At 45.0% G+C, this 16,342-nt stretch carries 13 protein-coding genes, 1 rRNA gene and 1 pseudogene; 4 read left to right on the forward strand and 11 right to left on the reverse strand.

All coding sequences use genetic code 11. The annotated features are described in order from the left end of the window. The 4 genes from NBH03_RS06710 to NBH03_RS06725 all read right to left on the reverse strand — a co-directional run. Window positions 1-372, reverse strand: a 16S ribosomal RNA gene (locus NBH03_RS06710); the annotation flags it as partial. A 475-nt stretch (window positions 373-847) separates the two neighbouring features. After that, the gene (locus NBH03_RS06715) at window positions 848-1,540 is read right to left on the reverse strand and encodes a CvpA family protein (protein ID WP_250798382.1); all 693 of its coding nucleotides are present in this window, start codon (window positions 1,538-1,540) and stop codon (window positions 848-850) included. A gap of 55 nt (window positions 1,541-1,595) precedes the next feature. Then, complete coding sequence (locus NBH03_RS06720; RefSeq protein WP_250798383.1) at window positions 1,596-2,726, reverse strand: DUF5711 family protein; 1,131 nt, start codon at window positions 2,724-2,726, stop codon at window positions 1,596-1,598. Window positions 2,727-2,833: 107 nt separating this feature from the next. After that, window positions 2,834-4,003 (reverse strand): LysM peptidoglycan-binding domain-containing protein, encoded by a 1,170-nt coding sequence (locus tag NBH03_RS06725; RefSeq protein ID WP_250798388.1) that lies wholly within the window; start codon window positions 4,001-4,003, stop codon window positions 2,834-2,836. Between the two features lie 186 nt (window positions 4,004-4,189). Between NBH03_RS06725 and NBH03_RS06730 the strand changes: the two genes are divergently transcribed. Further along, window positions 4,190-4,732 (forward strand): DUF1256 domain-containing protein, encoded by a 543-nt coding sequence (locus NBH03_RS06730; RefSeq protein WP_250798391.1) that lies wholly within the window; start codon window positions 4,190-4,192, stop codon window positions 4,730-4,732. Window positions 4,733-4,808: 76 nt separating this feature from the next. Here NBH03_RS06730 and NBH03_RS06735 read toward each other — a convergent pair whose 3' ends face one another. From NBH03_RS06735 to NBH03_RS06755, 5 genes are all read right to left on the reverse strand, one after another. After that, window positions 4,809-5,732 carry an RpnC/YadD family protein gene (locus NBH03_RS06735; protein ID WP_250798396.1) on the reverse strand — a complete coding sequence of 308 codons (924 nt, stop codon included), beginning with the start codon at window positions 5,730-5,732 and terminating at the stop codon, window positions 4,809-4,811. A gap of 168 nt (window positions 5,733-5,900) precedes the next feature. Continuing rightward, window positions 5,901-6,497 carry a recombination mediator RecR gene (gene recR / locus NBH03_RS06740; RefSeq protein WP_015514997.1) on the reverse strand — a complete coding sequence of 199 codons (597 nt, stop codon included), beginning with the start codon at window positions 6,495-6,497 and terminating at the stop codon, window positions 5,901-5,903. Continuing rightward, window positions 6,497-6,841: a YbaB/EbfC family nucleoid-associated protein gene (locus NBH03_RS06745; RefSeq protein ID WP_015514996.1), complete on the reverse strand. Its 345-nt coding sequence runs from the start codon at window positions 6,839-6,841 to the stop codon at window positions 6,497-6,499. The genes recR and NBH03_RS06745 overlap by 1 nt, the downstream gene beginning before the upstream one ends. Before the next feature lie 141 nt (window positions 6,842-6,982). Beyond that, the gene (gene dnaX, locus NBH03_RS06750) at window positions 6,983-8,569 is read right to left on the reverse strand and encodes a DNA polymerase III subunit gamma/tau (protein ID WP_250798402.1); all 1,587 of its coding nucleotides are present in this window, start codon (window positions 8,567-8,569) and stop codon (window positions 6,983-6,985) included. 25 nt (window positions 8,570-8,594) lie between these two features. Then, window positions 8,595-9,674, reverse strand: a complete 1,080-nt coding sequence (locus NBH03_RS06755; protein WP_250798406.1) for a 6-phosphofructokinase — start codon at window positions 9,672-9,674, stop codon at window positions 8,595-8,597. Between the two features lie 231 nt (window positions 9,675-9,905). On the opposite strand from NBH03_RS06755, the pseudogene NBH03_RS16110 reads away from it, so the two are divergent. The 3 genes and pseudogenes from NBH03_RS16110 (at window position 9,906) to NBH03_RS06775 (ending at window position 14,872) form a co-directional block, all read left to right on the forward strand. Then, window positions 9,906-10,633, forward strand: a pseudogene (locus NBH03_RS16110) (KilA-N domain-containing protein). A gap of 64 nt (window positions 10,634-10,697) precedes the next feature. Continuing rightward, a complete protein-coding gene (locus NBH03_RS06770; protein ID WP_250798410.1) occupies window positions 10,698-12,620 on the forward strand; it encodes a DNA gyrase/topoisomerase IV subunit B in 1,923 nt (640 codons plus the stop codon). 11 nt (window positions 12,621-12,631) lie between these two features. Next, complete coding sequence (locus NBH03_RS06775) at window positions 12,632-14,872, forward strand: DNA gyrase/topoisomerase IV subunit A (RefSeq protein ID WP_250798414.1); 2,241 nt, start codon at window positions 12,632-12,634, stop codon at window positions 14,870-14,872. A 236-nt stretch (window positions 14,873-15,108) separates the two neighbouring features. Here NBH03_RS06775 and NBH03_RS06780 read toward each other — a convergent pair whose 3' ends face one another. After that, a complete protein-coding gene (locus tag NBH03_RS06780; protein ID WP_250798417.1) occupies window positions 15,109-15,555 on the reverse strand; it encodes a GNAT family N-acetyltransferase in 447 nt (148 codons plus the stop codon). A gap of 38 nt (window positions 15,556-15,593) precedes the next feature. After that, window positions 15,594-16,178: a peptidylprolyl isomerase gene (locus tag NBH03_RS06785; RefSeq protein ID WP_117528730.1), complete on the reverse strand. Its 585-nt coding sequence runs from the start codon at window positions 16,176-16,178 to the stop codon at window positions 15,594-15,596. Between the last annotated feature and the right edge of the window lie 164 nt (window positions 16,179-16,342).

Here is a 16,342-nt window from a genome sequence, read left to right on the forward strand (position 1 = left end):
TGTGCAATATTCCCCACTGCTGCCTCCCGTAGGAGTTTGGGCCGTGTCTCAGTCCCAATGTGGCCGGTCACCCTCTCAGGCCGGCTACTGATCGTCGCCTTGGTGGGCCGTTACCTCACCAACCAGCTAATCAGACGCGGGTCCATCTCATACCACCGGAGTTTTTCACACTGCATCATGCGATGCTGTGCGCTTATGCGGTTTTATCAGCCGTTTCCAGCTGCTATCCCCCTGTATGAGGCAGGTTACCCACGCGTTACTCACCCGTCCGCCACTAACTCTGAAAAGCAAGCTCTTCATCGTCCGTTCGACTTGCATGTGTTAAGCACGCCGCCAGCGTTCATCCTGAGCCAGGATCAAACTCTCATGTTTGATTTTGGTTAAGATTCACAGCTAGCTGTTATCTCTTCCCGTTTTACTTTGGTTTGTGTTCTTAAAAATTCTTTTTAGGAATTTTCGGGATTGTTTTGTTGTTCAATTATCAAAGTTCATGCATCGCTCATCAAGCGACTTGTTTATTCTACCAGATGTCTAAGTGTTTGTCAACAACTTTTTTAATTTTTCTAATAAGTTATTTTCAAACTGCTTATGAATCTGTACTGTTTCGCGTTATTCTCGCTGACAGCTTGTATATCATACCATCTCTTCCAACATCTGTCAACACCTATTTTTAAGTTTTTTAATTTTTCCTTTTCCTCAATTGCCTCAATTGCAAAGTTAAATTCCACCCCTCTCGAAAATGAATCCTGGAAATAACTATTGTGAAATATGCAACCATCTTTCACATTAAAAGGCCGGAGCGTACGAAACAAAATACGCCCCGGCCCCAGTTTTGTTTTCACTGTTATCAACCCCACAAAATGTCTTTGAAACCGTTAATAAACATCATAATGTAGTTATGATCATAAATATACCTCAGGAACAGGCTTTCATTAATCTGGGCAAACAAATAACCGCCCAGTTCCGTACCGCTTAATATAGTAATAATAATACAGAGAATCCAAAGAATAATCATGCCTTTTAATAAGCCGACAAGCAGTCCACCCATTTTGTTCATGGTATGGATCACCGGAAGCCTGCTCAGAAGATTCAGACACCTGATAATAATCTTCATAATGACAGATACTGCAAAAAATACCAATACAAAAGACAACGCATTGAAAATGAGCTCTGTCACATAATTGGCTATGTAGGCCTTAAATGCGGAAATCCCCAGAACATCCTTCTGTGTATCATCACTGTTTGCCAATGCCTGCTGCACAATATCCGGCAATGGCAGACGATCAATCATATGCTCCTTGTCTGTATCTTCCTGTTCATCCTGATTCTTAAAAAGTGATGCTTCCACCCGCTGACTGACCGCATCAAAATACGCGGTATTCTGCCAGTTCTGACTCAGCTGCGGTGACAACTGTGCCGCCAGCACAATGGCGATCACTGTGGCAAACATCGAAAAAACTGTCATGATCAAACCACGGCGCCAGCCTTTAAAGGCATAATATACCAGCACTGCCAACGCCGCCCATGATAATATATTCATTCTGTCTCCTTCAATCAAAAAATACTTATCCTATGTACGTATTTCCCTCGTATGCTTATCTTATACGTATTTCTCTCAGTGACTGATCATCAATCAGCCAGTACAATCCGTCCTCCCATGACGGCATGACGCTTGTCACCGCTGTATTGAATGTCCCTCTGAAGCGAACTCTGCCGCCCATCTGATAAATCAGCATTTCTTCATCATTATACAGAATCACCTCATCATCATCTGCCGTCATTCCACTGTAATCCAGGTCAAAATAGTACGTACTGCTCTTTTTTCCTGCTTTATTATAAATTTCCATACGGTATTTGCCGTTGTCATCTTCATTCTTAAAGATAAAACCTAACTTCTGATTCGTACAGAAAACACTGTTGATCTCACTTTCAAAGTTCTCCTGCGTCTCTATCTTTTTGCTGTCTGCCTGATAAAGCACGAAGCCTTTCTCCCCGAACAGAACCACTTCTCGGCTGTCAAGAAACGCTGCCTTTGGATATAATCCTTCCAGTTCCTGCGTATCCAGCAGATGGTCGCCCTCCACATCTGAAAAATCATAGGACACAATTCTTGACTGCATACTTCCGCTTTTCACGATCAGATAACTGACTGCAAGCTTCGACGCATCAGGTGAAAGGGCGATTGCCAGCGGATATCCCGTATTCTCAAGTGAAGCCTTGATACTTCCCAGGCTGTTTCCCTGTTTGTCATATAAATTGATATAGTTGCTGGATGTATCTGAAAGTACCGCTGCAACGACACCCTGCTCTGAGATCTGTATCTCCTGAATCGGTACATCGGTGGACACATGCCCCAGCTGCCCATATTCATTAAATATATAGATTGTGTTGGCCCCGATATCTCCAACTGCCACATAATCCCCGGCTGACGTCATCGTCGGTGATGCCATCTCATAAGTCTGATTCCAGAGGACTGTACCGCTCTTATTGGTCATTGCAACACCGTCTTTACTGTACTTGACCATGCCCTTACGCATCATACAATAGTAAACAGACGTATCGTCACCCCGGGACATCGATGTCACAACCTCATAGGAAGATGCCACTTTATTGTTCTTCACCAATGCATAGACCAGAACAACAGCAAGAATCAACACCCCTGCCGCAATCGTCCATTGCATCCGGTTCATCTTCAACTTTTGTTTTTCTTTATTTTGCTGTTCCATTTTACTCCTCCGATAATACATTCAGTATAGTGAAAAATCCTTTGGCCGTCAACCTTTTTAACATACTCCGGAAAAGCCCTGCAGGGACACAGCAATTCAGTCCCAATTTACGGCAGTTTAAGAACCATTCCCGGATAAATATAATCAGGATTCTCAATCTGATTCAGCTGGATAATGGCCTTCACATGCTCTGCGTCCTGATAATAATTCCGGCTTATTTTCAGTAATGTATCCCCCTCTTTGACAGTATACTGCTGATAGACTTTTCCTGCAGTCGCCGTCCCTGTTGACGAAACTGTTGTCTCTGCTGCATCATCCTGCTCCTCTGATTGATTTTCTTCCGAAGATTCTGCTACACCGTTCTGATCTGCATCCTCAGTATCCCGGATATCTTTTTCTGCTGCTGACTGCTCCGCCTGCTGCACAATACTTTCCACAATATCAAAATGTTCGGCATTATTTGCCGCTGCGGTTTCTATCTGTGTCTCCTGAGCAACCCGGTTTTGCACAACCGGCAAAATGCCGCCGGGCATATTGCGCCTTATACCGATGGCCACAAGAATCAGCACCAGCACAGCCGCCTGCGGTATCCATTTCATATTCCTGTTTTTGCTTTTCCCACTCACCGCTTCCCGTCGTATATGATGATCTGTTTTTTTCTCATAGAGTCTATTTTGAAATCCCGGCGTTCCTTCACGCATCTCCTGGTTTTCCTGTCTGATCTCAATCATATAATTCTGCATCGCTTCATTTCTGTCATAGTAAATGTAATAGCCATGCTGTCTGAATAAATGTCCGTTTTCATAAAGATAAAAGGCATCCTCCCGATCTAATGGATCAGCCGTATAAAAAATTGGTCCTTTATCTTTAAAATTGTCACTGTGTATTTTTTCTATTTCTCCGTCCGCAGCTGCAGCCTGCCCCGGTCTCGACAAAAACCACCCCAGTATATGCCTGTTTTTAAAATAATGATTGATTTTGTCATACAAGGCTGTCCATTCATCCGACGATAATTTGAACCGATCCTCTTTCCACTCCATCGGCACTACAGCAACTGCCGCACTGATAAAGTAAATATCCGTACTCTCCTTTTTGACCTTTTCACCAAGAAGAAGTGCTGCTTTTTGAAGAGCAGGCTTCTCTCCCGTCATCTGATTCAGATACGTCATCACATAATCTTCTATATATATTTTTATTTTTTCCCCGGGTGTACCTACCTGACGAATATTATTCGGCAATTGAACAGTATTATTTTCCTCACTCTTAATCTCAACCATGCTGTGCCTCCTTTTCACTTCCCTATGTTAGCATAAGCAGATGTGATTTTTTATCAAAGGCTGTCGGGCTGCCGCTCACAAATGATAGACAATACTGTTAATCCAATGCCGCTTCTTTATCTCCGGTATAAAATATAAAAAAAAGGAAAAACTCCTTTTAATCAAGATAAAAAAAGGATTTTTCCCATGTATTCATCTATATGGATCAACAGCGCACAGCCTGACGCTGCTGATATTTTCAGTCGAAATCTGCGATATTTACTTAACCGTGTCAACCCTCGGGGAAAACCACTGGCCTTTGCCTGCATCGGATCTGCCAACGTTCCCGGCGACAGCCTCGGGCCATTGATGGGGACCATCCTCACCAGACACGGGCTTCCAAATGTTTATGGAACAATGGAATGGCCGCTGAATGCCCTGACATTGCCCCATAACATGCCGTTATTAAAAACAGTTGAAAAAAAATACTGCCTCATCGCCATAGATGCCGCCATCGGAAATCCGGCGCAAAGCGGTCATCTCACGCTGACAGAAGGTGCACTCTTCCCCGGTTCAGCCCTTCGCAGACAGCTGCCGCCCGTTGGTCAGCTCCATATAACAGGTGTCTTTGACAATCTCACCCATCCCTCTGCCCTCACACTCCTGCCAGCGTTTTGTTATCCACTCACATACGCTATTTTGTCATTGCAGAATGAGGTCGCTATTTCCCACCGTCCGGCACTCTTTTAACGGCAATGAAAAATCTCCGACAAACTTTCGCGAGAATAGCTCATTTCATACCAGAAGTTTGTCGGAGATTTTTTCTTTATTTTCCTAACATATTTTCAACATCACTCTTAGCCACTTCACAAAGAGCCGCAATTTCTTCTATAGATTTTCCTTGGTCATGATAAGCAAGAACCAATGCATTAAGCAATTTATCCGCACGCTTCTTTTCACGTTGTGTCATTTCCTGTTCAATAAGACGTCCCTTTTGAACTCCTTCTTCATAACTAATTTCCTTTTCCGAAGCAATATGTGCGGCACTATCATATTCTTTAAATAACATATTGGTAACCTCCGCTCTGTGTGCACGTAAAAGCTCTGCAAGGACACCCTGATTTATACAATCCGTAACTGTTGACTCAATAGCATCATTAAGCGGCAAACCCTCCGCAATATTTTCACGCAAAACCGCCACAAACAGTGAATACTGATGAAGCAATGGGCAACGCTTAATCATCTTTGTGCTGTGTCCAGCGTTAATATTTACCATATGGGCCGTAAATTCTGCAGAAGATTTTCCAACAACATCTGTACCTGCCATACTGTCTGTTAACCGAAGAATTATTTCGTCCTCAGACTTTCTCAGACCATTATAAAAGACATAATAACGAGGAACGGGAATCGTCAACTGCTTACTGGCATACATATCCAGATGATTCTTTTCAATATATTTCTTAAAAGCCGAGCTCGTGTAAATAAAACCACGCAGCGGCATATTCGGATTATAGGTACTCTGATGCTCGAATATATTCAAATTCCAATCAATGAGAAAAGAAAGGTCATTCTTCATCCCCATGTACAGGAAATCACTCATCGTATAAAATTCAATCGCATCTGCATCCTGATAATCACTGTCATTGACGGCATTATAAAGCGAAAGTGCCGCCTCTTTATTATTGAAAATAAATCTGAAAAGACTGTCCTTATAATTACGGTTATAATTCGTATTATCCTGCATACACATTATATCAATAGAATCTCCTTTAATTATATCAAAACTCACCGGTGGTGCAACTATTATAAATCGATTCTCTTAAAAAGTTTGTCACAACGTGTAGTCGAATAAATTATTTTTAATGTCGAAAAAAGCCAATAATTCTTATCCTTCCCAGATAAAAATTATTGGCTTATCTTATAGTTCAGTTCTTCCCTCAAGGGCTCTCAGCAGCGTCACCTCATCGATATACTCCAAATCTCCGCCTACCGGCACACCGCTGGCGATCCTTGTCACCTTGATGCCCGTCGGCTTGATCAATTTGCTGATATACATCGCTGTTGTCTCACCTTCAAGGGTGGAATTGGTCGCAATGATCACTTCCGTCACATCTCCCTGAAGTCTTGTCATCAATTCCTTCAGACGAATATCCGACGGACCGATGCCAAGCATCGGCGAGATAGCCCCATGCAGGACATGGTAGACACCTTCATACTTCTGCGTCTTCTCATAAGCTGCCAGATCTCTCGGAGTCTCAACAACCATAATGACATGATGATCCCGCTTCGGATTAGCACAAATCGGACACAGTTCACTGTCTGTCAGATTCCAACAGCAGCTGCAGTAGCGAATCTTCTCTCTGGCTGAAACAATGGTTCCTGCCAGGTTCTGCACCTGATCCTTTGGCATATTAATAATGTGAAACGCCAGTCGCTGTGCGGATTTGGCACCGATTCCCGGCAGTTTCGATAATTCTTCAATCAGCTTGTTAATCTGATTGCTGTAAGCATCCATTAAAATCCAAAGCCTCCGCCAAGGCCGCCTGTAATCTTCGCCATTGATGACTGAGATACTTCATCCATCTTGCGAAGGGCTTCGTTGGCTGCTGCCATGATTAAATCTTCCAGCATTTCTACATCTTCCGGATCAACCACTTCAGGGTCAATTGTTACAGCAACAATTTCCTTCTTGCCAGAAACCTTTACCTTAACAGCACCGCCGCCTGCTGCTGCTTCAACTTCCTTCTCTTCCAGCTCTTTCTGAGCCTCTTCCATCTGACGCTGCATTCTCTGCGCCTGCTTCATTAAATTGTTCATATTACCAGGCATACCACCTGGGAAACCGCCTCTTTTAGCCATTGTTCTTCCTCCTGTTATAAGATACTATCTGATCATCACTCAAAGCCAGCTTTAAACCCAACTGTCTCTGAACAATATATATTTATATGAATGAATCAGCACTCTCTCCGATTATCTCACAAACAACCGAATTACGCCATACTAATCCTCATAAACAATGTCAATTCCCTGAAATGCCTGTACCGGATCAATAAACTGACTGGCATTCTCGGTCTTATTCAAAGGTACTGCATTCACCTTCACCAGCTTACCAACACGCTCACTGAGGGCATTCTCCAGAGCCTGACGATGACTCTCTTCCGCGAAATAACCATATCGCATATCATCCGCCAGCGCAATGATCAGCTGATTGTCCGGCCCTTCTGAAATGACAGCCCCTCTGAGCATCACTGCCATACTCGGTGTCAGATCACCGGTCACCTGCTTCCAACGATCGATAATCATCCGAAGATCTTCCGAGACTGCCTTCTGTTCCGGCTGCACCTGTACCCCATTCCCAGACTGCAGACCGCTTATGCCATCGGCATCTCCTCCGGCTGCACCGCCGCCCGAGGACTGTGAAGACACCACAATCCCCTTCGCTACTTTCTGTTCAAGAATAGCCAACCGGTTCAGAACTGCATCCAGATTCCGCTCCATGGCCGGATGACAGAGCTTGATCAATGCCACCTCCACAAGGACACGTTTCTGGGTAGAATAACGCACCTGCCCTGAAAGATCCGAAAAAATACGAATATACCGCATCAGTACCGACGCATCAATACCTGATGCCTCCTGACGCATCACTTCCAGCTGTTCCGCAGAGGCTTCCACCAGATCTGTCAGATCACCGGAGCTCTGCACCATCAGAAGATTTCTCAGATACCATGTAAAATCGACAACAAACTGCGTCAGATCCCGTCCCTGCATAACGATCTCATCTATCAGATGAATAACCCCTGAAACATCCTGACCGCAGATGCTCTTCAAAAGACTGCCGAAAACAGAGGTGTCCACTGCGCCAAGGACATCCAGCACATTCTCATACTTCAGTTTCTGTCCAATATAAAATGCGTTGCACTGATCCAAAAGGCTCAAAGCATCTCGCATGGAGCCATCCGCCATTCTGGCAACATAAGCCAGCGCTGCATCTTCTGCATCAATGCCTTCCGCATCAGCCAGTTCCCTCAATCGTCCGGCGATGGTTCCTGTGGAAATACGTCTGAAATCATATCGCTGACATCTTGAAAGAATGGTAATCGGAATCTTGTGCGCTTCCGTCGTTGCCAGAATAAAAATAACATATGACGGCGGTTCTTCCAATGTCTTCAAAAGTGCGTTAAAAGCACCAATGGAGAGCATATGCACCTCATCGATGATATAAACCTTATACTTGCCTTCTGAAGGAGAATAAGCCACTTCCTCTCGAATCTCACGGATATTGTCGACACCGTTGTTGGAAGCCGCATCAATCTCGATTACGTTCATAGAACGCTGCTCATTGACCGCACGGCACATGGCACATTCATTGCACGGGCTGCCATTCACAGGGTGTTCACAATTCACTGCCTTTGCAAAAATCTTGGCAATGGACGTCTTACCGGTTCCTCTTGTACCGCAAAACAGATAGGCATGTCCGATACGATTCATCTCTATTTGATTTTTCAATGTTGTAACGATATGATCCTGTCCTCTGACTTCGTCAAAATTCGATGGACGCCACTTACGATACAATGCCTGATAAGCCATAATCTACCGCCTCTATCTAAATTCATTATAGTTCATTACCGAAACTGATACCCATATCTCTTGCTTCGCGGATAATATCCGACTTCGGATCAACGGTCTTAAGTCTTCCGGCCACTTCCTTCAATGGTACCGGCATGATCTCATTATTCTTAAATGCTGCCATACAGCCATACTTACCCTCAAGGATCATTCGACCTGCCGCTGCTCCCAACCGAGTGGCTACCACACGGTCATAGGCATCCGGACTGCCGCCGCGCTGCGTATGACCCGGCACAACAATTCGTACTTCCTGACCCAGGGCATCCTGAATCTTCTTGCCAAGTTCATAGGAAACCGACGGGAACGGGCTGTTCGCCTTCTTCTTCTGGTATTCCTTCTTGGACAGCTGTGCATCTTCCTGGGAAATCGCGCCCTCTGCAACCGCAAGAATACTGAACCTCTTGCCAGCCTTGTTGCGCTGTTTCACCGCCATCAGTACCGCATCAAAATTGTACGGTATCTCCGGCAAAAGGATAATATCCGCACCGCCCGCAATACCTGCATGCAATGTCAGCCAGCCAACCTTATGCCCCATCAGCTCTACAATAAATACACGGCCATGGGATGCCGCTGTTGTATGAATACAATCAATGGCATTCGTTGCAATATCCACTGCACTCTGAAAACCGAATGTCATATCCGTTCCGTAAATATCATTGTCAATAGTCTTTGGCAGAGAAACAATATTCAAACCTTCTTCGCTGAGCAGATTCGCTGTCTTCTGAGTCCCATTGCCGCCAAGGATCACAAGGCAGTCAAGCTTCAGATTGCGATAAGTTGCCTTCATCGCCTCAACCTTGTTAAAGCCATTCTCACCTGGCACCCGCATCAGCTTAAACGGCTGTCTGGAAGAACCCAGAATCGTTCCGCCCTTTGTCAAGATACCGGAAAAATCATTCGGCTTCATCAAAATATAGTCATTATACATCAGACCTCTGTAGCCCTCTTCAAAACCAAAAATCTGTGTATCAGGATCCGCGTTATACAGTGTCTTCGCAACACCACGCATTGTTGCATTCAAAGCCTGACAGTCGCCGCCACTTGTCAGCATACCTACTCTCATCATTCACGCCATCTCCTTTGTTTAGAATACGTCCTCTTCTCTTGTTATACTATATAGTAAAATAAGCAGAAATTCAACCAGAAAATCATCCTCACAACACATGTTCTACATTTTTCACGAATATATGTTCTATTTTTCTACTTGACATGAGCAATTCACATGGTATAAGATAAAAGAACTTCTAAGTTATAGCAAATATTCTTTATGATTATTCGAGAAGGATGTGCGAGTGCAATGGGCAAAGTTATTAAAGATACACTTCATGCCAACGGAGTAGATATTGGTATTTATACGCAAGACTTTGAAAATGAATTTATTTCATTGACTGATATCGCCAGATATAAAAGCGATGATCCAACCGCAGTAATACAAAATTGGATGAGAAATCGAGATGTTATAGAATTTCTGGGGCTATGGGAAAGACTTCACAATCCTGATTTTAAACCCCTCGAATTCGAGGGGTTTAGAAAACAAGCAGGAGCCAATGCATTTACAATGTCGCCTAGAAAATGAAAGATTACCGCAGATTAAAAACTGACGAAAATAGTCGATTATCCTTGAACTGGAATTTAAATAGAGAAATTTCCAAACTGAACTATAGAATACATACAAATGCAATCAAACAAAATCTGCTTCCGCCAGAATTAACACCGACTCAGATTTCTTTTACTTATGCAAATGAAGCAGACATGTTGAACGTTGTTCTTTTTGGTCAAACTGCAAAACAGTGGAAAAATGAACATCCATCTGTCAATGGAAATATGCGAGATGAAGCAACACTGAATCAATTATTAGTACTTGCAAATCTTGAAAGTTATAATGCTATTTTGATTAACCAAGGGAAAACGCAAAAAGAACGAATGGAGTTGTTGCGTCAGTTAGCAATACAGCAATTACAAACATTAGAGAGCGTGAGTTTAAATAGTCTCCCCAGATTAGGAATAAACGCACAGAAAGATTAAATTGCAGCCGGATAACTTACAATCGTCACTCTCTATCCCAATATTTTTGAAAGGATTTTTTATTATGGCACCAACCAATTCTTATAATGCCGACAGTATTTCCGTGCTGGAAGGTCTCGAGGCCGTCCGCAAGCGTCCCGGCATGTACATCGGCAGTGTCTCCCGCAAGGGCCTGAACCATCTTGTCTACGAGATTGTTGACAACTCTGTGGACGAGCATCTGGCAGGTTTTTGCAGTGAGATCCATGTGACATTGAACAAAGACGGCTCCGCCACTGTTTCTGATAATGGCCGAGGTATCCCTGTTGGCATGCACAAGAAAGGCATTTCCGCGGAGCGTCTTGTATTTACAACCCTCCACGCCGGAGGTAAGTTTGATGATTCTGCCTACAAGACAAGCGGCGGTCTCCACGGCGTTGGCTCATCTGTTGTCAACGCATTGTCTGAATGGCTGGATGTGACGGTCAGCCGCGAGGGCTGTACTTACCACGACCGCTATGAGCGCGGTGTACCGACCATTCCGCTGGAGAAGGGACTTCTGCCTGTCATCGGCCGCACCCGCAAGACAGGCACCACGATTTCTTTTCTCCCGGACAAGGAGATTTTTGAAAAGACATGGTTCAAGGAAGATGAGATCAAGAGCCGTCTCCATGAAACTGCTTATCTTAACCCGGAATTAACTATTATATATGAAGACAAACGTGTCACACCTGAGGAACAGGAAGTTTATCATGAACCTGACGGTCTGGCTGGATTCATCCGCGACCTGAACCGCAATAAAGAAGCACTGCATGATATTGTCTACTTTAAAGGCAAGTCTGAAGGCATCACTGTTGAAGGTGCTTTTCAATATGTGAATGAATTCCATGAGAACGTCCTTGGTTTCTGCAACAACATTTACAACGCAGAAGGCGGTACCCACATTACCGGCTTCAAGTCCGCTTTCACGTCCATTATGAACGCTTACGCCCGTGAAATAGGCATTTTGAAAGAGAAAGACGGCAATTTTACCGGTGCTGATATACGAAACGGTATGACAGCCGTCATCTCCATCAAGCATCCGGACCCGCGTTTTGAAGGTCAGACCAAGACCAAACTGGACAACCAGGATGCTGCCCGTGCCACAGGCAAGATTGTCAATGAAGAAGTCGTTCGTTATTTCGACAAGAATCTGGATACCTTGAAGGTTGTGCTTTCCTGTGCAGAGAAAGCAGCCAAGATCCGTAAGACCGAGGAAAAGGCCCGTACCAACCTGCTGACCAAGCAGAAATTCTCCTTTGACTCCAACGGCAAATTGGCCAACTGTGAAAGCCGCAATGCCGATATCTGCGAGATCTTTATTGTCGAAGGAGATTCTGCCGGCGGCTCTGCCAAAACCGCCAGAAACCGCCATTTTCAGGCAATCCTGCCTATTCGAGGCAAGATTTTGAATGTAGAAAAGGCCAGCATCGACAAGATTCTTGCCAATGCCGAGATCAAGACCATGATCAATGCCTTCGGCTGTGGTTTTTCAGAAGGATACGGCAACGACTTTGACATCAGCAAGCTGCGCTACAACAAGATTATCATTATGGCCGATGCCGATGTGGATGGTGCGCATATCAGCACCCTGCTTCTGACACTTTTCTACCGGTTTATGCCGGAGCTGATTTATGAAGGCCATGTCTATATCGCCATGCCGCCGCTGTACAAGGCCATGCCGTCCAAGGGCAGGGAAGAATACCTCTATGATGATAAGGCCCTTGAGCAGTACCGCAAGACCCACAAGGGCAATTTCACCCTGCAGCGCTACAAAGGTCTTGGTGAAATGGATGCTGCACAGCTCTGGGAGACAACTTTGAACCCTGAAACCCGTATCCTGAAGAAGGTCGAGATTGAAGATGCCCGAATTGCATCCGATATTACCGGCCTGCTCATGGGTCCTGATGTACCGCCGAGAAAGGCATTCATCTACAAGCATGCCCATGATGCCGAACTTGATATTTAAGGAGGAAATGCATGATGCAGGAACAGATTATTCGCACGGATTATGCAGAAGTCATGCAGAAATCCTACGTAGATTACGCCATGAGCGTTATTATATCCAGAGCACTTCCGGATATCCGGGACGGCTTAAAGCCCGTTCAGCGCCGTACGCTATATGATATGTATGAACTGGCTATCCGATACGACAAGCCATACCGTAAATGTGCCCGTATCGTTGGTGATACAATGGGTAAGTATCATCCTCACGGTGACAGCTCCATTTACGATGCCCTTGTTGTTATGGCCCAGGAATTCAAGAAGGGCATGCCCCTGGTAGACGGCCACGGCAATTTCGGCTCCATCGAAGGTGATGGTGCCGCCGCCATGCGTTACACTGAAGCGCGTCTTCAGAAAGTCACTCAGGAAGTTTTCCTGGCGGATCTTGACAAGGACGTTGTAGACTTTATGCCGAACTTTGATGAGACAGAGAAAGAGCCGACGGTTCTGCCTGTCCGTCTGCCGAATTTCCTTGTCAACGGTTCTGACGGTATCGCTGTCGGCATGGTGACAAGTACCCCGCCGCATAATCTCGGCGAAGTCATCGATGCTGTCAAAGCCTACATGAAGAATGACAAACTGACCACCGCTGACCTGATGCAGTACATCCAGGGACCGGATTTTCCTACCGGCGGTATCGTAACGAACAAAGACGAATTACTGAATATTTACGAAACCGGCAGCGGCAAGATCAAGCTTCGGGGTCGTGTTGAGATTGAGCAGGACAAAGGCGGCAAGCTTCGCCTTGTCATCACCGAGATTCCTTATACAATGATCGGTGCCAATATCGGCAAATTTCTCAATGATGTTTATGCCCTTGTAGAAAGCAAGAAGACAACGGACATCATCGATATTTCCAATCAGTCCTCCAAGGAAGGAATTCGTATCGTTCTGGAACTGAAGAAACAGACAGACGTGGACAATCTGCTGGCACTTCTCTATAAGAAGACACGTCTGGAAGATACTTTCAGCGTGAATATGCTGGCCATCGCCGACGGACGCCCGGAGACACTTGGTCTCAAGAGCATTATTGAATATTTCCTTGATTTTCAGTATGACCTGACCACCCGCAAGTACCAGAAGCTTCTTGCCAAGGAACTGGAGAAACAGGAAATCCAGGAAGGTCTCATGCGTGCCACCGATATCATTGACCTGATCATCGAAATCCTGCGTGGCAGCAAGAATATCAAACAGGCCAAAGCCTGCCTGATGACAGGCACTACCGAAGGCATTCGCTTCAAGAGCAAGGCCTCTGAAAGAGCCGCTTCTGCCCTTGATTTTACAGAACGTCAGGCCACTGCAATCCTCGAGATGCGTCTGTACAAGCTGATCGGTCTGGAAATGGATGCCCTGCTGAAAGATCATGATGCTACTTTGAAGAATATCGCTTCCTACAAGGATATCCTTGAGAATCATAAGAGCATGTCCCGGGTCATCAGTCATGACCTTGATATGATCAAGAAGACTTATGCCACACCGCGTAAAACCTCTATCGAGAATGTGGGTGCCGCTGTCTATGAAGAAAAGAAAGCCGAAGCTATGGAAGTCGTTGCTCTGATTGACCGTTTTGGCTATGCTAAGACCATAGATAAGGCTACTTTTGAGCGCAACAAGGAAGCCGCACTCTCCGAAAGCAAATATGTCATCAGCTGTATGAATACAGATAAGGCCTGCATCTTCACCGATACCGGACGTCTTCATCTGATCAAGATTACTGATATGCCGTTCGGACGTTTCCGTGACAAATCTATTCCGCTGGACAACCTGGGCAACTATGACAGCTCCGGCGAGAATATCATTCATATATGCAATCTGGCATCCATTCAGGATTCCATGATGTTATTTGCCACCAAAACCGGTATGTTGAAACTGGTCAAAGGCAGCGAATTTGATGTATCCAAACGAACCGTTGCCGCCACCAAGCTGGCCGACGGCGACAGCATCATTGCCATCTGCACTGCCGACAACTTCAACCAACTTGTTCTTCAGACTGAAAACGGCTACTTTATCCGCTTCCCGATGATGAACATCCCTGAAATGAAGAAAACTGCCATCGGCGTCCGCGGCATCAGCCTCGGTTCCGGTGACAGCGTCAAAGCTGCTTATCCACTGGACAGCAGCCAGGAATGCACCATTATCCACAATGAAAAGGAATTACTGTTGAATAAGTTGAAACTTGTCAACAGAGGCGGAAAAGGCACAAAAGTCCGCATCTAATTTAAATCAAACAGTTGGCTCCTGTAACCTTAGCATTTTCGAAATTTTGCTGCACCGCATATTATTAACAGCTTCTGCGCAAAACTCGCCCTTACGGGCTCAGACATTGCTTCGAAGCTGTTGCTATGCTCGCAAAATTTCAAAAATTACGCTAAACGTTTACAGGAGCCAACTGTTTGATTTTATATTATTCTTCTCTCTTTTATTTCCTAAGGCACAAATTACAACTTGCCCACTTATCTATCCAGCACCATCTGGTTATATTCCAGGAATCTGAAGCCCCAGCGCTCATAAAGGCGTTTGGCGTTGACATTACTTTCTGTGACTTCGATTCTGAAGCGCTTGTATTCCGGATAATGGTCCACAATCCAGTGATAGGCTTTTGTGCCGTACCCTTTTCCCCGGCATTCCGGTGTAAAGTACATTTCTTCCATGAACATACACATTCCGCCGACTTCCGATGCATAATAGCCGGTCACATAACCATATCCGACAACTTTCTCATCTTCCAGCATCACCAGACCGCTGATATATGGCATCGTCGGGTCTGTGGCCGCATCAAATGTACGCTCCAGCACTGCTGTGTCTACATCGTGTTCAACTGCCGGACTATGATAAAAGGTAATCACCATCGGCATAATGACCGCTTTATCTTCCGGTTTCATTTCTCGGATATTAAACATACTATTTCCCCCATTCCTTCTATATTCTACAACAATTTCTATCTCATATCCGTCCAGCATGGCGGAAGATTCTGAACTTTCATACGAATCGGCTCAGGATATGTCTGTCCCTTCAAATCCAATTCGACTTTCTCAATGACTTCCGGCTCAACCGGTTCATTGACCTCAACCCCCGGAATCGGGAAATCAACAGGTCTTGTCTTCACTTTCTCAAGACGCCGTATCTCATCCATGCCTTCAATAACTTTTCCAAAAACAGGATAGATTCCCTTATGATCCGGGCAGTCACGCAGCGGGAAAAAGAATTCGCAGCTGGCCAGTCCATCCTCACCATAACCGCCCATGCAGACACAGCCCGGATGGGAATCCAACGGTTCGATCTCCGGATGCAGTTCAAACTCATTCGGAATCAGATACTGGCACTCCTTGTGTCCAAATGCCTGGTACGTCACGTCCACCCAGTTGCCCGGAACAATTCTTTGAATCGCATGGTGATCCATAAATCCCCGGGATGCCGCATAAATAAAACTGTTGACAGTATTCGGCGCAGCTTCCGGCAAAAGTTCAATCACAATTTTACTGCCGTTGGCCATATGTAAAGTCGCTGTAGGATGTGTATTCATAGGTATTTGCCTCCATAATAAAACAAAGAATGTGCCTCGGCATATTCCTTTAAACCAACAAAGCGTACTTCACATCTTCTCAGATGCAAAGTACACTTTCTCTTATTTTCTCACTTATTCATTGTATCATTCTTCAATATCTGATGCAAGCCCGGACAAGCGCC

The sequence above is a fragment of the Coprococcus intestinalis genome (assembly GCF_023656595.1).
Classification (GTDB): Bacteria; Bacillota; Clostridia; order Lachnospirales; family Lachnospiraceae; genus Coprococcus_A; species Coprococcus_A intestinihominis.